Here is a 17366-nt window from a genome sequence, read left to right on the forward strand (position 1 = left end):
ACGGCCAGGAGTCCGGGCGAAACGCTGGCGTAGCATGCAGAGAAATCGTCCGGTACCCCCCGCGGACTGGAACGGAAGGCCCCGCCGCGTGAATGCAACAGCCCCCCATGAACCCCTCGACGCGAGGGACCGCCCCGCCCGCCTCACGGTCGGCGTCGTGGGCGCGGGCCGCGTCGGGCCCGCTCTCGCCGCGTCCCTGCAGCTCGCCGGGCACCGGCCGGTCGCCGTGTCGGGCGTCTCCGACGCGTCCGTGCGCAGGGCGGCCGCCCTGCTGCCCGACGTACCGCTGGTGGAGCCCGCCGAGGTCCTCGCGCGTGCCGAGCTGGTGCTGCTGACCGTCCCCGACGACGCCCTGCCCGGCCTGGTCGAAGGCCTCGCCGAGACCGGTGCGGTGCGGCCGGGGCAGCTGATCGTCCACACCTCGGGGCGGTACGGGACGAAGGTCCTGGACCCGGCGCTGCGGGCCGGTGCCCTGCCGCTCGCCCTGCACCCGGCGATGACGTTCACCGGCACCTCCGTCGACGTCCAGCGGCTGGCCGGCTGCTCCTTCGGCGTGACCGCCCCCGAGGAGCTGCGGCTCGCCGCCGAGGCGCTGGTCATCGAGATGGGCGGCGAGCCCGAATGGATCGCGGAGGAGTCCCGTCCGCTCTACCACGCGGCGCTCGCCCTCGGCGCGAACCACCTGGTCACCCTGGTCGCCCAGTCGATGGAGCTGCTGCGTACGGCCGGGGTCGCCGCCCCCGACCGGATGCTCGGCCCCCTCCTCGGCGCCGCGCTCGACAACGCCCTGCGCTCCGGCGACGCCGCGCTGACCGGCCCCGTGGCCCGCGGCGACGCCGGTACGGTCGCCGCGCACATCGGCGAGCTGCGCAGGCACGCCCCGCAGGCCGTGGCCGGATACGTCGCGATGGCCCGCGCCACCGCCGACCGCGCGCTCGCCCACGGCATGCTCAAGCCGGAGCTGGCCGAGGACCTGCTCGGGGTCCTGGCCGACGGCACGGGCACCGGCACCACGGGCGGCAGCGGATCACAGGAGCCCCGATGACCGACACGACCGGCAGGCCCGGCACCCCCCGCCCCGTCGCACCGCGGACGTCCCACGGTCCCGCCGCCACCCTGCTCCGTACCGCGGCCGAGCTCGGCGCGTTCGCTCCCCTCAAGGGGCCGCGGGCCGTCGTCATGACCATGGGCGCCCTGCACGAGGGCCACGCGACCCTGATCCGCGCCGCACGCGCGGCGGCGGGCCCCGACGGCCAGGTGGTCGCCACCGTCTTCGTCAACCCGCTCCAGTTCGGCGAGGCCGCCGACCTGGACCGCTACCCCCGTACGCTCGACGCCGACCTCGCCGTGGCGGGCGCCGCCGGGGCGGACGCGGTCTTCGCGCCGTCCGTCGATGAGGTCTACCCCGGCGGCGAACCGCAGGTCCGGATCTCCGCGGGCCCGATGGGCGAGCGGCTCGAAGGCGCCTCGCGCCCCGGGCACTTCGACGGCATGCTCACGGTCGTCGCCAAGCTCCTCCACCTCACCCGCCCCGACGTCGCGTTCTTCGGGCAGAAGGACGCCCAGCAGCTGGCGCTGATCCGCCGCATGGTGCGCGATCTGAACTTCCCGGTGGAGATCGTCGGCGTGGAGACGGTCCGCGAGCCGGACGGCCTCGCGCTCTCCAGCCGCAACCGCTTCCTGGACGCGGAGGAACGGCACACCGCCCTCGCCCTGTCCCGGGCCCTGTTCGCCGCCCGCGACCGGCTCGCCGCCCAGCAGGCGCTGCACGCCCGCGCGCAGACCACCGCGGCCACCACTGGCCGGGCCGCCGCGCTCACCGCGCTCGGCGAGGCCCGCGCGGCCGCCGACACCCAGGCGGTGGCCCTGGCCCGCCCGGTCGACGGCCCCTCGGCGGTACGGGCGGCGGCGCTCCTGATCCTCGATGACGCGGCGAGCGCGCAGCCCCCGCTCGCCCTGGACTACCTGGCGCTCGTGGACCCGGCCGACTTCACCGAGATCCCCGACGACCGAACCTCCGGTGAGGCGATCCTCGCCATCGCCGCGCGGGTCGGCAGGACCCGCCTCATCGACAACATCCCGCTGACCTTCGGAGCCACCACGTGACCGGAATACGGCTGACCGCCCCCGCCCCCGGCTGGTCCATCGACGCCGACGTCGTGGTGGTCGGCTCCGGCGTGGCCGGTCTCACCACCGCGCTGCGCTGCGCCGCCGCGGGCCTCGCCACCGTCGTCGTCACCAAGGCCCGCCTCGACGACGGCTCCACCCGCTGGGCGCAGGGCGGTATCGCGGCCGCCCTCGGCGAGGGCGACACCCCCGAGCAGCATCTCGACGACACCCTGGTTGCGGGCGCCGGCCTGTGCGACGAGGCGGCGGTCCGCACCCTGGTCACCGAGGGCCCGGACGCCGTGCGCCGGCTGATCGGGACCGGTGCCCACTTCGACACCACGGAGAGCGGCGACATCGCGCTGACCCGTGAGGGCGGCCACCACCGACGCCGCATCGCCCACGCGGGCGGCGACGCGACGGGCGCCGAGATCTCCCGCGCCCTGGTCGAGGCGGTCCGCGAAGCCGCCCTGCACACCGTGGAGAACGCACTCGTCCTGGACCTCCTCACCGACGCCGAAGGGCGTACCGCGGGCGTCACGCTGCACGTCATGGGCGAGGGCCAGCACGACGGCGTCGGCGCGGTCCACGCCCCCGCGGTGGTCCTCGCCACCGGCGGCATGGGCCAGGTCTTCTCCGCCACCACCAACCCGGCGGTCTCCACCGGCGACGGCGTGGCGCTGGGGCTGCGGGCCGGCGCGGAGGTCTCCGACCTGGAATTCGTCCAGTTCCACCCGACGGTCCTCTTCCTCGGCGCCGGCTCCGAGGGCCAGCAGCCGCTGGTGTCGGAAGCGGTACGGGGCGAGGGCGCCCATCTCGTCGACGCGTCCGGTACGCGCTTCATGCTCGGACAGCACGAACTGGCGGAGCTGGCCCCGCGCGACATCGTCGCCAAGGCCATCACCCGCCGGATGGAACTGCGCGGCACCGAGCACATGTACCTCGACGCCCGACACTTCGGCGCCGAGATGTGGGAGCAGCGCTTCCCCACGATCCTGGCGGCCTGCCGCGCCCACGGCATCGACCCGATCACCGAACCGATCCCGGTCGCCCCCGCCGCGCACTACGCCTCCGGCGGCATCCGCACCGACCTGCGGGGACGTACCACGGTGCCCGGCCTGTACGCCTGCGGCGAGGTCGCCTGCACCGGCGTGCACGGCGCGAACCGGCTGGCGTCCAACTCCCTCCTGGAGGGCCTCGTCTTCGCCGAGCGCATCGCGGCGGACATCGTCGAGGACCGGCCCCGCGCGGGCGCCGCGGAAACCGGCGACGACCGCGCGCCCTCCCCGCTGATCACCCCGGAGGCCCGCAGCACGATCCAGCGCATCATGACCCGGGGCGCCGGAGTGCTCCGCTCCGCCGAGAGCCTGGCCGCCGCCGCCGACGAGCTGGAGGCCCTCCACGACAGCGCCGCGCTGGCCGTGGAGGCGGACGAACCCAAGGTCGCGGTGCCCGGCGTCGAGGCGTGGGAGGCCACCAACCTGCTGCTCGTCTCGCGCGTCCTGGTCGCCGCCGCCCGGCGGCGCGAGGAGACCCGCGGCTGCCACTGGCGCGAGGACCGGCCCGAGCGCGACGACGAGAACTGGCGCCGCCACCTCGTCGTCCGGCTCACCCCGGAGCGTCAACCGGTCCTCCGTCGGACGGAGACCGAGGCATTCGGGCCCGTACGCCCCACGCAGGCACCAGACTGCGCAGCAGCACCCCTGACCCACCCCGCCGACGTCACCGAGGAGCCGTAACCGTGAGCACGCCCGAAGAGAATCCGCGCCCCACACCCGTGGACGTACCGCTGATCCAGATCGGCGCGCCCGCACCGTCCACGGGCGGCTGCGGGGACGGCTGCGGCTGCGGCGGGGACGATTTCTACGAGGTCGACCCGCTGGAGTGCGGCCTCGACCCCGCCCTCGCCCAGCTCCTCGCCGACGCGGGCCTGGACCCGGTCCAGGTCGAGGACGTCGCGCACGTCGCCATCGAGGAGGACCTCGACGGCGGTGTGGACGTCACCACCGTCGCGACCGTCGCCGAGGACGCCGTGGCCACCGGTGACTTCACCGCCCGCGAGGCGGGCGTCGTGGCCGGTCTGCGCGTCGCCGAGGCCGTCCTGTCCATCGTCTGCACGGACGAGTTCGCGGTCGAGCGCCACGTCGAGGACGGCGACCGGGTCGCCCCCGGCCAGAAGTTGCTGACCGTCACCACCCGCACCCGCGACCTGCTCACCGGCGAGCGCAGCGCGCTCAACCTGCTGTGCAGGCTCTCCGGCATCGCGACCGCCACCCGCGCCTGGGCCGATGTGCTCGAAGGCACGAAGGCCAGGGTCCGCGACACCCGCAAGACCACCCCGGGCCTGCGCGCCATGGAGAAGTACGCGGTGCGCTGCGGCGGCGGCGTCAACCACCGCATGTCGCTGTCGGACGCGGCGCTGGTCAAGGACAACCACGTCATCGCGGCGGGCGGCGTGGCCGAGGCCTTCAAGCGGGTACGGGACGAGTTCCCGGACGTACCGATCGAGGTCGAGGTCGATACCCTGCAGCAGGTCCGCGAGGTGCTCGGCGCGGGCGCCGACCTGATCCTGCTGGACAACTTCACCCCGCTGCAGACGGCCGAGGCGGTCGCCCTGGTCGGCGGCCGCGCGGTCCTGGAGTCCTCCGGCCGGCTCTCCCTCGACACCGCCCGCGCCTACGCCGAGGCGGGCGTCGACTACCTGGCCGTCGGCGCGCTCACCCACTCCTCGCCGATCCTCGACATCGGCCTGGACTTCCGCGACACCGACGGGGCCGTCGTCTGATGCTGCTCACCATCGACGTCGGCAACACCCACACCGTCCTCGGCCTGTTCGACGGCGAGGAGATCGTCGAGCACTGGCGGATCTCCACCGACGCCCGCCGCACCGCCGACGAGCTCGCCGTGCTGCTCCAGGGCCTGATGGGCATGCACCCGCTGCTCGGCATGGAGCTGGGCGACGGCATCGAGGGCATCGCGATCTGCTCCACGGTCCCGGCCGTCCTGCACGAGCTGCGCGAGGTGACCCGCCGCTACTACGGCGACGTCCCCGCCGTCCTCGTCGAGCCGGGCATCAAGACCGGGGTGCCGATCCTGATGGACAACCCGAAGGAGGTCGGCGCGGACCGCATCATCAACGCGGTCGCCGCCGTCGACCTGTACGGCGGTCCGGCGATCGTCGTCGACTTCGGCACGGCAACCACCTTCGACGCGGTCTCCGCCCGGGGCGAGTACACCGGCGGTGTCATCGCCCCCGGCATCGAGATCTCGGTCGAGGCACTCGGCGTCAAGGGCGCCCAGCTCCGCAAGATCGAGCTGGCCCGGCCGCGCAGCGTGATCGGCAAGAACACGGTCGAGGCGATGCAGTCGGGCATCATCTACGGCTTCGCCGGCCAGGTCGACGGCGTCGTCGCACGGATGAAGAAGGAGCTGGCGGCCGACCCCGAGGACGTCACCGTCATCGCGACGGGCGGCCTTGCGCCGATGGTGTTGGGCGAGTCCTCCGTCATCGACGAGCACGAGCCCTGGCTGACCCTCATCGGCCTGCGCCTGGTGTACGAGCGGAACGTGTCCCGGCTGTAGCGGACAGGCGGCGTACCTGCGGGAACGGCTCGCTGGGGGCGGGGCCGCCGCCGCGCCGTCGACGGCCAGTTAAGCCGATTTTGTCCATTTAGCACGTATTGTCGCTCCATGCCCACGCCTTACGGATCACGCGGCGGCATGGCGTTCAGCGCGGACGAGCTGCGTGTGCTCCGACGCGCCCTCGCCATCGCCCTTCACCCCATGCCCCTGCCGGACGAGGACGTCCAGGACTGCCTGCGGCTGGCCGGTGCCGTGGACGAGGCGGTCGGCGAGGCGGGACGACTGCGCACGTTCCTCCTCGCCGACCTCGTCCGCTACCGCAACGCCCTCCCCGGCTCGGTCGGCGGCTACCTGGAGCTGCTCCAGGACGCCCTGGCGGGCGGGTACGACCCCGGCCCCGACGACCTCGCCGCGCTGCGCGCCCTGCGCCACAGGCCGGTGGCCGCGGTGCTCCTGGAGCGCTGTCAGGTGCTGGCGGAGCGGTCGGTGCAGGCCCGCCTCGCCGGACGCGTCGCGTCGGCGAGGACTCCCGCGCCGCGCAGCCGGCTCCTGGCCCTGCCCGGCGGCCGGGCGGCCGCCGCCGAACCCGAACGGCCCAAGGTCCCGGCGGCACCCGCCCGGCCCACCCGGCCGTCCGGGCGCCCCGCGCCGAAGCCCTCGGAGGTCTTCCCGCCCCGCCGCCCGGCGCCGCCGCAGGAGGAGGAGCGCGCCGCGGGGTAGCGGAGGGGCGGCGCGGGAGTCCGTACCGGCCTCGCTACTCTGGACGCCATGGACTACGTATCCGCGCTCGTGCCCCCCGTGGTGATGGCCGCCTTCTTCATCGGCCTCGTCGTGACGATCGTCAAGAGCCAGGGCGGTCCCAACAAGGCCAAGGAGGACGCGGCCGTGGATCTGGCGATCGGCCGCGCCGAGTCGGTCCAGCAGACACCGCGGACCGACGGCGTCTGACCCCGGTACTTCGCAGCACACGAAGGGCGCACGGCTCACCAGGAGCCGTGCGCCCTTTTGCTGCCCAAATAAACCGGTCATTCCAGGCATCTGGCACTAAAGTGACATTGTGCCCCGCCAATTGGGAGATCTGGAAGACGCCGTGATGACACGGGTCTGGCAATGGAACCGCCCGGTCACCGTGCGGGAAGTCCTTGAGGACCTTCAGCAGGAACGCTCCATCGCCTACACCACCGTCATGACGGTAATGGACAATCTCCATCAGAAGGGCTGGGTGCGCAGGGAAGTCGACGGCCGCGCATATAGATATACGGCGGTCTCCACCCGCGCCGCCTACTCGGCCGCACTGATGAACGAAGCATGGTCGCGCAGTGACAACCCCGCGGCCGCTCTTGTCGCCTTCTTCGGCATGATGTCCGCCGGGCAGCGCGAGGCCCTCCAGGACGCCATGCGGATCGTTCTGCCCGACCTGTCCGGAGCCCCCGGGCCCACGCCCGGCGAACCGGCCGAGGCGGCGACAGGTGAACCGGCCGATGAACCAGCCGATGAACCAGCCGGAGAAGCGGCCGGAGATCCGGCCGATGGGGCGGGCCCGGGGGCCGGGCGATAGCGTCGGGGGTATGTCCTCAGAGCTTCCGCATGCCGATTCCCGTACCGAACCGTCAGTCATAAACACGGCCATCACGGTCCGACGTGCCAGGACCAGCGATGTGGCATCGGTCCGCCGTCTCCTCGACGGGTACGTACGCGAAGGCATCCTGCTGGACAAAGCGACCGTGACGCTTTACGAGGACATCCAGGAGTTCTGGATCGCGGAACGCGACGAGGACGCCCGTGTCATCGGCTGCGGCGCACTGCACGTGATGTGGGAAGACCTCGCCGAAGTGCGTACTCTCGCCGTCGATCACAGCATCAGGGGTGCCGGAGTCGGCCATCAAGTGCTGGACAAGTTGTTGCAGACCGCCCGCTGGCTGGGCGTGCGGCGGGTTTTCTGTCTCACCTTCGAAGTGGACTTCTTCGCGAAGCACGGCTTCGTGGAGATCGGAGAGACGCCGGTCGACGGAGATGTCTACAGCGAGCTGCTGCGTTCCTATGACGAGGGTGTAGCAGAGTTCCTGGGTCTCGAACGAGTGAAGCCGAACACCTTGGGCAACAGTCGGATGCTTCTGCATCTGTGACCGCCATCTGCGACCGCCACAAGAAGCCGGAACCCTATGTCCGAATCGCGCATGTTTCCCGTCTTCTCGTGATCCTGAACCTCTCCCGGGGGTTTGTGTTTTCCGGGGAAAAGCGGTTTCCTTTCCGCGTACTGCATTTTCGATGAAAGGGAATCCAGTGGCACAGAAGGTTCAGGTCCTTCTTGTCGATGACCTCGACGGCGGCGAGGCGGACGAGACGGTCACGTTCGCTCTCGATGGCAAGACGTACGAGATTGACCTCACGACGAGCAACGCGGACAAGCTCCGTGGTCTTCTTGAGCCGTACACCAAGGGTGGTCGGCGTACGGGTGGCCGCGCGTCGGCCGGCCGTGGCAAGGGCCGCGCCGTTACGGGTGGCAACAAGGACACCGCCGAGATCCGTAAGTGGGCCCGCGAGAACGGCCACAATGTGAATGACCGTGGCCGTGTTCCCGCGGAGATCCGCGAAGCTTACGAGAAGGCCAACGGCTGAGCTGTCGACCCGACCGTCGACGGCCCTGTCCGGGCAAGCATCAACCGGGCCCGGTGGCATTCCGTCGCCACCGCGTCCACCAGCCGTACGAGATCGGGAGCACCCCCACCCCTGCTCCCGAGGCCGGCGAGGGCCGGGAACTCCGACCCTTCCTCGTGTCGTGGCCCGGGGGGTCGCAGCCATGCGGCGGCCCCCGGCCGGCCCGCCATCCGTCCGGGCGGCACCGGCGCAGTGATCCGGCCGCCCGCACCGATGGCGGTCAGGGAGAGGGCGACGCCTCCCCACTCCAGCCAGTCGAGCAGTCCGGGCAGCTCGTCGGCGCTTCCCACCGCCACCAGCAGGCTCATCCGCGCGCCCGACAGCGCCACGGGCCCGGTGCGGTCCAGCCGCCGCAGCGCCGCCTGACCGGCGGCCGCGGGAACCTGGAGCACGTCGAACCGCAGCCCGGTCAGCAGGCGCACCGGAGCGGTGCCCGCCGTCGCCCAGCCGAGTTCGCGTTCGTACCACTGCGCCCACCGGGCGCAGTCGCCGCTCTCCCGCTCGCCGGTGACCGACGGCACGGGACGCGGGACGGTGATGGCCATGCCGGAAGAACGGCCCGGAGACCTCCGGAGTTACGCAGAGTCCCCGAGCGGGCGCGCAATGTGTCCGGGATGGGTGCGTAGGGGCGCATTCGGGAGCGCCAATATGTTCGCCCGTAGCGGAGGGAACCGGCGTGCACCGCATGGACTGTCTGTAATTGCGGGTAAGACATCCCTAGTGGGGAGGGGCGACACGCAGGTTCGGGCATCTCACGTTCGCCATCGGCGTACTGGCGAAAGGGGTATCTGCCTGGCCTGCGGGAACATCGTCTCGCACCATCGGGTTGGAGAAGTTGTCAGCGTTCGGGGCAGGAGGCCAAGGACGGTGTCGGCAGTTGGAATGAGCGGTCCCCGCTTGCGGGACTAAGCTGCGGAAGGACAGGGAGGGGACCGACCCCTTACTGCCTGACCGCTCTGAGGAGCGATTAACGATGTTCGAGAGGTTCACCGACCGCGCGCGGCGGGTTGTCGTCCTGGCTCAGGAAGAAGCCCGGATGCTCAACCACAACTACATCGGCACCGAGCACATCCTCCTGGGCCTTATCCACGAGGGTGAGGGTGTCGCCGCTAAGGCCCTGGAGAGCCTCGGGATTTCGCTCGAGGCGGTCCGCCAGCAGGTGGAGGAGATCATCGGCCAGGGCCAGCAGGCCCCGTCCGGGCACATCCCCTTCACGCCCCGGGCCAAGAAGGTCCTGGAGCTCTCGCTCCGCGAGGCCCTTCAGCTCGGCCACAACTACATCGGCACCGAGCACATCCTGCTCGGCCTGATCCGCGAGGGCGAGGGCGTCGCCGCCCAGGTCCTCGTGAAGCTGGGCGCCGACCTGAACCGGGTGCGGCAGCAGGTCATCCAGCTGCTCTCCGGGTACTCGGGCAGCAAGGAGGCGGCGACCGCGGGCGGCCCCGCGGAAGGCACGCCCTCCACGTCCCTGGTGCTCGACCAGTTCGGCCGGAATCTCACCCAGGCCGCTCGCGAATCCAAGCTCGACCCGGTCATCGGGCGCGAGAAGGAGATCGAGCGGGTCATGCAGGTGCTGTCCCGCCGCACCAAGAACAACCCGGTTCTCATCGGCGAGCCCGGCGTCGGCAAGACGGCGGTCGTCGAGGGACTGGCGCAGGCCATCGTCAAGGGCGAGGTGCCCGAGACCCTCAAGGACAAGCACCTCTACACCCTCGACCTCGGCGCGCTGGTCGCCGGCTCCCGCTACCGCGGTGACTTCGAGGAGCGCCTGAAGAAGGTCCTCAAGGAGATCCGCACCCGCGGCGACATCATCCTGTTCATCGACGAGCTCCACACCCTCGTGGGTGCGGGTGCCGCCGAGGGCGCGATCGACGCCGCCAGCATCCTCAAGCCGATGCTGGCCCGCGGCGAGCTCCAGACCATCGGTGCCACCACGCTCGACGAGTACCGCAAGCACCTGGAGAAGGACGCCGCTCTCGAGCGCCGCTTCCAGCCCATCCAGGTCGCGGAGCCGTCGCTGCCGCACACCATCGAGATCCTCAAGGGTCTGCGCGACCGCTACGAGGCCCACCACCGCGTCTCCATCACGGACGAGGCGCTGGTCCAGGCCGCGACGCTGGCCGACCGGTACATCTCGGACCGCTTCCTGCCGGACAAGGCGATCGACCTGATCGACGAGGCCGGTTCCCGGATGCGCATCCGCCGGATGACCGCGCCGCCGGACCTCCGCGAGTTCGACGAGAAGATCGCGGGTGTCCGCCGCGACAAGGAGTCGGCCATCGACTCCCAGGACTTCGAGAAGGCGGCTTCCCTCCGTGACAAGGAGAAGCAGCTGCTGGCGGCGAAGACCAAGCGCGAGAAGGAGTGGAAGGCCGGCGACATGGACGTCGTGGCCGAGGTCGACGGCGAGCTGATCGCCGAGGTCCTGGCCACCGCGACCGGCATCCCGGTCTTCAAGCTGACGGAGGAGGAGTCCTCCCGTCTGCTGCGCATGGAGGACGAGCTCCACAAGCGCGTCATCGGGCAGAAGGACGCCATCAAGGCCCTCTCGCAGGCGATCCGCCGTACGCGAGCCGGTCTGAAGGACCCGAAGCGCCCCGGTGGCTCGTTCATCTTCGCCGGCCCGTCCGGTGTCGGTAAGACGGAGCTCTCCAAGACGCTCGCCGAATTCCTCTTCGGTGACGAGGACGCGCTGATCGCCCTCGACATGTCGGAGTTCAGCGAGAAGCACACGGTTTCCCGCCTCTTCGGTTCTCCCCCCGGTTACGTGGGTTACGAAGAGGGCGGCCAGCTCACCGAGAAGGTGCGCCGCAAGCCGTTCTCCGTCGTCCTCTTCGACGAGGTCGAGAAGGCCCACCCCGATATCTTCAATTCCCTGCTCCAGATTCTGGAAGACGGTCGCCTGACCGACTCCCAGGGCCGGGTCGTGGACTTCAAGAACACGGTCATCATCATGACGACCAACCTCGGGACCCGGGACATCTCCAAGGGCTTCAACCTGGGCTTCGCCGCCCAGGGTGACGTCAAGACCGGCTACGAGCGGATGAAGAACAAGGTCAACGAAGAGCTCAAGCAGCACTTCCGCCCCGAGTTCCTCAACCGTGTCGACGACACGGTCGTCTTCCACCAGCTCACCGAGGAAGACATCATCCAGATCGTCGACCTCATGCTCGCCAAGGTGGACGAGCGCCTGAAGGACCGCGACATGGGCATCGAGCTGAGCTCGGAAGCCAAGTCGCTCCTGGCGAAGAAGGGCTACGACCCCGTGATGGGCGCCCGGCCGCTGCGCCGGACGATCCAGCGCGAGATCGAGGACATCCTCTCCGAGAAGATCCTCTTCGGTGAGCTGCGCCCCGGTCACATCGTGGTCGTCGGCACCGAGGGCGAGGGCGAGGAGAAGACCTTCACCTTCCGCGGCGAGGAGAAGTCGGCACTGCCCGACGTCCCCCCGATCGAGCAGGCGGCAGGCGGCACGGGCCCGAACATGTCGAAGGACGTGTGAGGACGCCCCCGAGCGTCTGAGAAGAAGCTGAAGGGGCTGCCCCGGACCGTGCGAACGGTCCGGGGCAGCCCCTTCCGCCGTGTCGCGGGGTCAGCGGTGTGGGTCGTCGCCCACGATCGTTGCGGGGCCGGCCGCCACCTCGCAGTCGGGCATCGCCCGGATCGGGGAAATGTCGATGCGGTCGACATGCCTGGGCGAAACGATCACCACCCGCTTCAGAGCGGGGAAGACCCGGGGGATCTGTTCCATTTCGAGCACATCGGTGTCGAGGTAGAGGTCCAGGCTGCCGAGGGAAGGCACGGGCTGTTCCCCGGCGAACTCCGTCGCGGACGACAGGGGCAGGGTGAGGTGGATCACCTGCGGAGCCCGCCGGAGAGCGGCGAGCAGCGGTCGGACCGGGGTGCGGGTTCCCAGTCCGAGCCGGCGCAGGTTCGTCCAGCCGTCGAGCGAGTCCACCTCCAGCGAGGCTGCCTGCTCGATGGTCAGTGTGCTCAGCTCAGGGTGGGCGGGCAGCTGGGAGAGCCGTTCGGCCGTCAGGCGGCTGAGCCACAGGGAATTCAGTTCTCCCGAAGCCGTGGCGGCCAGCGCACCGCCGGGGAGATGGCTCATGTCGAGCTCGACCACTTTCAGCGCGGGGAGCCCGGTGAGCGAGCCGAGGTCCCGTACGCCAGGACAGTCGCTCAGCGACAGGGACTCGAGCTGCCCGGCGCACTCCGTCAGGAACGAGAGGTCGGTCAGGCAGGGGTTCCGCAGGAAGGCCAGCCCGGTCCATGGGCCGCCGCGCAGGGCGGCGTGGAGTTCGGCGGCGGTGAGGGCCCCGGCGATCTCCAGGTTCGTGGCGGACGGCAGGTCGCGCAGTGCTGCCAGCTTCTCCGGGGCGTCGATCTGCAGGGCGTCGTGCGTCAGATCGCAGGTGGCAAGGACCTGCTGGGCGTATGCCCGTACCGGATACCTGTTCCAGTACGCCTCGAACAGGTGGCTGTGTTCCGGGTGGGCGAGTGCCCAGCGGCGGGCGTGCGGTACGGCCTCCGCCCCACCGATTTCGCTGATCAGGTCGATGAACAGGCCGGCCTGCTCCCTGCCGGATACGTGGTCCGGGTCGGGCAGGAAGTCCAGAGCGGCCGGACCGAGGCGGGCGAGCAGCCGTACGTCCCCGCCGTCCTTCGGCGGGAACAGCGCCCCGACGGCCGTGCGGACCCTGGCCCGGGTCGTCTCGTCCAGCCAGGTCGCGTGCTGCGCGCAGAGCGCGGCCAGGACGAATATCTCGTCCCGGGTGACGGTGTCGCCGGGGCCGGGCCGCGCGTCCAGCAGACCGTTGACCAGTACGGGGTGTTCCCGGCGGCCGCAGTGGCCGGCCGAGAGCAGGACGACGTCGTACCAGTGCTGTGCGCCCGCCCGGCCGAGCAGCTCGTTCAGCTGGTCGCCCTCGACGAACTCCTTCGCGGCGAGGAAGTCCTGGAAGGTGCGGTGGGCGAACTGGTAGACGTCGTCGGCACGCTCCTGGAGGACTCCGCTGCGGTTCAGCAGATGGGTCAGGATCTCCTCGGCCGAGCCCTGGCCGCGCAGCCGTTCCATGCCCGGCAGGGCGCGTTCCAGCTGGTGCAGCGCCGCGGAGCGGTGGAGCTCCGACTGGCCGCCCCGCACCAGCCAGATCGCGATGCGCTGGAGGAGCTGGGCCTGTTCCGCCACGTTCATCGTGATGCCTTCGGGGGCCTCGATCCTGCGCTGCTTGTCGCGGTCGCCGAGCAGCATCGTGAGGGCCGAGTCGTACAGGCTCCAGCGGGTCTCCGGCAGGATGCCCTGGCGGCGTCGGTGAAGGGCGCAGATCACCGCGCAGAGCAGTGGCGTACGGGCCAGATCGCGCAGGGTCCGGTTCTGGGCGAACTGCTGGATCAGGTCCCGTTCCAGCCTCCCGAGCGTCTCGTGGTCCTCGTCGTCCAGCCGGGCGGCCCGGTGCCAGGCGGCGACGAAGGCCTCGATGTCCTCGTCCCGCATCGGCAGCAGCCGCAGCTCGTCGAAGTCCTGGGACATCAGCCAGCCCGGCTCGACGGCCAGCGGGCGCACCGTGGCCACACAGCGGATGTCCGGGTACCGGTCGAGGAGACGGGACAGCCACTCGTGCGCCTGCTCGCGGTCGTCGCGCGGGACCTCGTCCAGACCGTCGACCAGCAGCAGCGCCCGGCCCGACTCCAGCACCCGGCCGACCCAGCCCCCGGGGGCCTCGTCGATCACCAGCCGGGCCGCGTCGGGGAGCTGCGCGGGGGCGGGGAACGTGCCGCCCTGGGCGCGCAGGGTGCGCAGTGGTACGACGAACGGGACCAGGCCGTTGAGCGCGGCCAGCTCCGGGCCCAGCGTGCCGGCCGAGGCGTGCGCCGCCAGCCACCAGAGCAGCGTGGTCTTGCCGGCGCCCGCGTCGCCGCGCAGCAGGACCCGGGGGCGGTCCGGGAGCAGCGTGTCGATCCGCATGGGCGACGGCCCCGCGCGCCCGGAGGTCTGCTGGGCCTCCAGGCTCAGGTACGCGGTGTCCAGATCCCACTCGGAGTCGCGCCGGCCCAGCTCGTCGAGGCCGAAGATCTTTGTACGACGGTACGCCGCCCCGAGCGCCGCCGCGTACTCCTCCTCGTACCGCGCGTCCCTGGGAAAGCGGCCGTGGACCTGCTCGTGGCGCAGTGCCGTGCCGGTCTGCCGGTAGACGAGCTCGAACGGCTGCGAGGCGATGAGCGGGGCGAGCGGTACGCACTCCACGCGCCGGCCGCCGCGCTGCCGGGGGATCTGCCGGGCGATGCCGATGAGGACGTTCCCGGCGAAGACCGGTCCGCCGGACATGCCGCGCAGCGACGGGGGCTCCGAGTCGTTTCCCGGGGGCGGCGGGCCGTCCAGCTCGCAGACCAGCAGTCCGCGCAGGTGTCCGGCCATCGGCAGGGCGGTGGCCGTGTACTGGTCGGCCTCCAGATGCCGCTCGGGGCCGTACCGCTGGATGTCGGGGAAGCCGGTGATCTCGCATCCGGAGACGGCCTGCTCGGAGTGGAGGACGCCGAGCCGCACCGCGGAGACCGGGAGCACCGGGTCGGCGGTCAGCAGGAGGGCGGCGTCGAGGTCGTGGTCGACCCAGGCGACCGTTGCCGTCGCGTGGTTTGCCCGCCCGGGGTGGGCGACGGTGGCCCGGCTGCCGCCCCGGACCACATGGGCACAGGTCAGCACGAGCCGGTCGGTGAGCAGGGCGCCGCTGCCCTGGACGGTTCCGGCGCCGAGGACGACGACCGTGCGCGCCGCGGGTGCGGTGGGCGGCGCGGTGGTCACGGCCGTGCCGCCCCGCCGCCGAAGTGGGCTGTGCTGCCCTGGTCGCCGTGGCCGATCTGCCAGGGCCCGCCGGTCGCGGCGTCGCGCGGCTTCAGGGTGAACGCGACCTTGTGCGTGCGGCCGGTCGCGCGGGAGGCGTCGGCGCCCGCCTCGACCACCCAGGCCTTGACCTTGCCGCCGCCCTTGATCTCCTTGCGGAGTTCGAGGGTGAACTCCATCTGGATGTCGCCGACCTCGAAGGCCACGGGGCGGCCGGTGGCGCGGCCCGCGGCGTCGATGAGCTGGTTGCGGATCGACTCGACGGCGTCGGCGAGTTCGATGCCGTCCATGTCGCTGGTGTCCGCGGCGTCACTGGCCATGGCATGTCCCCCGGAGTCGGCCTGGTCGTCGGGTCAGCCTAAGGGCTGCCACGCGCACGGGCCGAAGGTCCCGAAACGGACAGCCTTCGGGCCCGTCGGCGGTGACAAGGCGCACAGCCCGTTCCGGGCCTACTAGGCGCGGTAGGGGAGGGTGCCGTGATCGCCGCGGGGACCTTCGGCCCTGCGGTGGAGGGTGCTTTCGATGCCGGACACCCAGGGGCCCGGGTCGCTGGGATCTGTCCGATTCGAGCGGTTTGGAGCTGGGGTTAAACCTGGCCGGAAACAAGAGTTTCGACGGGTTCGGGCGCGCGTCGCGCGAAACCTGCTGCGACGAATTCCCGGGGCTCCGGATACGGCTTTTGTTCGTAGATGGGGTGTTTGAGCAATGGCCGGGGTGCGGGTTACCAAGGAATGGCCAGCCCGGCCGGAGCGCCGGGTCCAGTCATCTCCGGAGGTTCTCCGCTTATGTCGAAGCGCGTTTCGTTCCAGCACTCCCGCCGCCCGTCCCTGTCCCGTGTTCGTGGCGCCGTCGTGGCAGCCGGCCTGGGGACGTCGATGGTTCTCGGTGCGGGCGCTGCGTTCGCGGCCGGCTCGGCGGGCGCCCCGGATTCCGTGAACCTGATCAACACCGGCGCGGCCGAATCGGTCGCCGAGCAGGCGGTCGTGCAGGGCAAGGTCGCCGAGAAGGCCGCGGCCAAGAAGGCGGCGGCGGTCAAGAAGGCGGCCGCGGAGAAGAAGGCCGCCCTGAAGAAGGCCCACGGCTGGGAGGCCCCGGTGAGCCGCTACGAGCTGAGCGCGAGCTTCGGCAACGACGGCAGCCGCTGGGCGCACAAGCACTCCGGCCAGGACTTCGCCGTGCCGATCGGCACCAAGGTCGAGGCCGCGCACACCGGCACCGTCGTGAAGGCCGGCCCCAACGGCGGCGGCGACGGACCCGCGTACGGCAACGCCGTCGTGATCAAGCACGCCAACGGCACGTACTCGCAGTACGCCCACCTGTCGAAGATCGAAGTGCGCGTCGGCGAGACCGTGAAGACGGGCGAAAAGATCGCGCTCTCCGGCAACACCGGCAACTCCAGCGGCCCGCACCTGCACTTCGAGATCCGGCACACCGCCGACTACGGCTCCGCGGTCAACCCGGTCAGCTTCCTGCACAAGGAGGGCGTGCGCGTCTGATCCGGACGCCCCTGCCCGCGTTACTCCGCGGACCTCTGCCCGCGTTACTCCGCGGACCTCTGCCCGCGTTGCTCCGCGGACTCCTGGCCGTGTGCCCGGGTGACCAGTTCGAAGGCGACTTCGAGGACGGCCTTGCGCTTCTCCTCGGGGTCGCCTTCGAGGTTCTTGAGGGCGAACATGCCCGCGTGCGTCGCGAAGAGCGCGGTGGAGCAGCGCACCTGGTCGGTCAGTGACGCGCCGGGTTCCTGGATCAGGTCGAACAGGGCGACGACGCGTTCCTTGATGGTCACCCCGATGCTCAGGTCCCGTACGGCCGCCTGGTTCTCCTGCATGAAGCGGAACAGCGGGGCGGCGCCGATCAGGGCCTCGCTGTAGCGGCTGAGGATCTCCTTCTTCGTCTCCAGGGTGCGCGGCTGTTCCTTGCCCCAGGCGAGCAGCTCCTCGACCGGACGGTTGAGGTCCTCGAAGATGCTGACCAGGATGTCTTCCTTGGTCTTGAAGTGGTAGTACAGCGCGGCCTTGGTGACGTCCAGCCGCTCGGAGATCTCGCGGAGCGAGGTCTTCTCGTAGCCCTGTTCGGCGAAGAGCTCCAGGGCGACGTCCTGAATGCGCTGGCGCGTGTTGCCACGGCGCTGGTGCGGCGTGCTCCCCATGAAGCTCTCCCTAAAAAAACTTACTTGACG

Annotated in this window: 16 protein-coding genes; 12 read left to right on the forward strand and 4 right to left on the reverse strand. The window is 71.0% G+C overall.

Going from position 1 to position 17366, the window contains the following annotated elements:
• The first annotated feature begins 88 nt into the window (after positions 1–88).
• The 10 genes from OG611_RS09985 to OG611_RS10030 all read left to right on the forward strand — a co-directional run bounded on the left by OG611_RS09985 (position 89) and on the right by OG611_RS10030 (position 8307).
• Positions 89–1045 carry a Rossmann-like and DUF2520 domain-containing protein gene (locus OG611_RS09985; RefSeq protein ID WP_266417684.1) on the forward strand — a complete coding sequence of 319 codons (957 nt, stop codon included), beginning with the start codon at positions 89–91 and terminating at the stop codon, positions 1043–1045.
• A complete protein-coding gene (gene panC, locus OG611_RS09990) occupies positions 1042–2106 on the forward strand; it encodes a pantoate--beta-alanine ligase (protein ID WP_266417687.1) in 1065 nt (354 codons plus the stop codon). The genes OG611_RS09985 and panC overlap by 4 nt, the downstream gene beginning before the upstream one ends.
• Positions 2103–3845, forward strand: coding sequence for an L-aspartate oxidase (locus OG611_RS09995; RefSeq protein ID WP_266417690.1), 1743 nt, complete (start codon positions 2103–2105; stop codon positions 3843–3845). The genes panC and OG611_RS09995 overlap by 4 nt, the downstream gene beginning before the upstream one ends.
• Positions 3846–3847: 2 nt before the next feature.
• Complete coding sequence (gene nadC / locus OG611_RS10000) at positions 3848–4891, forward strand: carboxylating nicotinate-nucleotide diphosphorylase (protein ID WP_266417693.1); 1044 nt, start codon at positions 3848–3850, stop codon at positions 4889–4891.
• Positions 4891–5688 carry a type III pantothenate kinase gene (locus OG611_RS10005; RefSeq protein ID WP_266417696.1) on the forward strand — a complete coding sequence of 266 codons (798 nt, stop codon included), beginning with the start codon at positions 4891–4893 and terminating at the stop codon, positions 5686–5688. The genes nadC and OG611_RS10005 overlap by 1 nt, the downstream gene beginning before the upstream one ends.
• A gap of 138 nt (positions 5689–5826) precedes the next feature.
• The gene (locus OG611_RS10010) at positions 5827–6408 is read left to right on the forward strand and encodes a hypothetical protein (protein WP_266425717.1); all 582 of its coding nucleotides are present in this window, start codon (positions 5827–5829) and stop codon (positions 6406–6408) included.
• 48 nt (positions 6409–6456) lie between these two features.
• Positions 6457–6636: a hypothetical protein gene (locus OG611_RS10015; RefSeq protein WP_266417699.1), complete on the forward strand. Its 180-nt coding sequence runs from the start codon at positions 6457–6459 to the stop codon at positions 6634–6636.
• A gap of 109 nt (positions 6637–6745) precedes the next feature.
• Positions 6746–7246 carry a BlaI/MecI/CopY family transcriptional regulator gene (locus OG611_RS10020; RefSeq protein WP_266417702.1) on the forward strand — a complete coding sequence of 167 codons (501 nt, stop codon included), beginning with the start codon at positions 6746–6748 and terminating at the stop codon, positions 7244–7246.
• 10 nt (positions 7247–7256) lie between these two features.
• A complete protein-coding gene (locus tag OG611_RS10025; protein WP_266425720.1) occupies positions 7257–7814 on the forward strand; it encodes an amino-acid N-acetyltransferase in 558 nt (185 codons plus the stop codon).
• Between the two features lie 157 nt (positions 7815–7971).
• Positions 7972–8307 (forward strand): Lsr2 family protein, encoded by a 336-nt coding sequence (locus OG611_RS10030; RefSeq protein ID WP_266417706.1) that lies wholly within the window; start codon positions 7972–7974, stop codon positions 8305–8307.
• Here OG611_RS10030 and OG611_RS10035 read toward each other — a convergent pair.
• Positions 8286–8891 (reverse strand): SCO3374 family protein, encoded by a 606-nt coding sequence (locus OG611_RS10035; protein WP_266417708.1) that lies wholly within the window; start codon positions 8889–8891, stop codon positions 8286–8288. The genes OG611_RS10030 and OG611_RS10035 overlap by 22 nt on opposite strands.
• Positions 8892–9319: 428 nt before the next feature.
• Between OG611_RS10035 and OG611_RS10040 the strand changes: the two genes are divergently transcribed.
• A complete protein-coding gene (locus OG611_RS10040) occupies positions 9320–11848 on the forward strand; it encodes an ATP-dependent Clp protease ATP-binding subunit (RefSeq protein WP_266417711.1) in 2529 nt (842 codons plus the stop codon).
• Positions 11849–11938: 90 nt separating this feature from the next.
• Here OG611_RS10040 and OG611_RS10045 read toward each other — a convergent pair whose 3' ends face one another.
• The gene (locus OG611_RS10045) at positions 11939–15148 is read right to left on the reverse strand and encodes a serine protease (protein WP_266417714.1); all 3210 of its coding nucleotides are present in this window, start codon (positions 15146–15148) and stop codon (positions 11939–11941) included.
• Complete coding sequence (locus OG611_RS10050; RefSeq protein ID WP_266417717.1) at positions 15145–15507, reverse strand: trypco2 family protein; 363 nt, start codon at positions 15505–15507, stop codon at positions 15145–15147. Before OG611_RS10050 ends, OG611_RS10045 begins: the two co-directional genes overlap by 4 nt.
• 465 nt (positions 15508–15972) lie before the next feature.
• Between OG611_RS10050 and OG611_RS10055 the strand changes: the two genes are divergently transcribed.
• Positions 15973–16683, forward strand: a complete 711-nt coding sequence (locus tag OG611_RS10055) for a M23 family metallopeptidase (RefSeq protein WP_266417720.1) — start codon at positions 15973–15975, stop codon at positions 16681–16683.
• Positions 16684–16727: 44 nt separating this feature from the next.
• Here the strand turns inward: OG611_RS10055 and OG611_RS10060 are convergent, their stop codons facing one another.
• The gene (locus OG611_RS10060) at positions 16728–17336 is read right to left on the reverse strand and encodes a TetR/AcrR family transcriptional regulator (RefSeq protein ID WP_266417723.1); all 609 of its coding nucleotides are present in this window, start codon (positions 17334–17336) and stop codon (positions 16728–16730) included.
• Positions 17337–17366 lie beyond the last annotated feature (30 nt).

It is taken from the genome of Streptomyces sp. NBC_01363, from assembly GCF_026340595.1.
GTDB lineage: Bacteria > Actinomycetota > Actinomycetes > Streptomycetales > Streptomycetaceae > Streptomyces.

Coding starts and splice junctions, on each gene's coding strand:
- OG611_RS10025 (WP_266425720.1), top strand. CDS start 7,257: ATGTCCTCAGAGCTTCCGCATGCCGATTCCCGTACCGAACCGTCAGTC.
- OG611_RS10010 (WP_266425717.1), top strand. CDS start 5,827: ATGGCGTTCAGCGCGGACGAGCTGCGTGTGCTCCGACGCGCCCTCGCC.
- OG611_RS10015 (WP_266417699.1), top strand. CDS start 6,457: ATGGACTACGTATCCGCGCTCGTGCCCCCCGTGGTGATGGCCGCCTTC.
- OG611_RS10050 (WP_266417717.1), bottom strand. CDS start 15,507: ATGGCCAGTGACGCCGCGGACACCAGCGACATGGACGGCATCGAACTC.
- OG611_RS10035 (WP_266417708.1), bottom strand. CDS start 8,891: ATGGCCATCACCGTCCCGCGTCCCGTGCCGTCGGTCACCGGCGAGCGG.
- OG611_RS10055 (WP_266417720.1), top strand. CDS start 15,973: ATGTCGAAGCGCGTTTCGTTCCAGCACTCCCGCCGCCCGTCCCTGTCC.
- OG611_RS10005 (WP_266417696.1), top strand. CDS start 4,891: ATGCTGCTCACCATCGACGTCGGCAACACCCACACCGTCCTCGGCCTG.
- panC (WP_266417687.1), top strand. CDS start 1,042: ATGACCGACACGACCGGCAGGCCCGGCACCCCCCGCCCCGTCGCACCG.
- OG611_RS10040 (WP_266417711.1), top strand. CDS start 9,320: ATGTTCGAGAGGTTCACCGACCGCGCGCGGCGGGTTGTCGTCCTGGCT.
- OG611_RS10060 (WP_266417723.1), bottom strand. CDS start 17,336: ATGGGGAGCACGCCGCACCAGCGCCGTGGCAACACGCGCCAGCGCATT.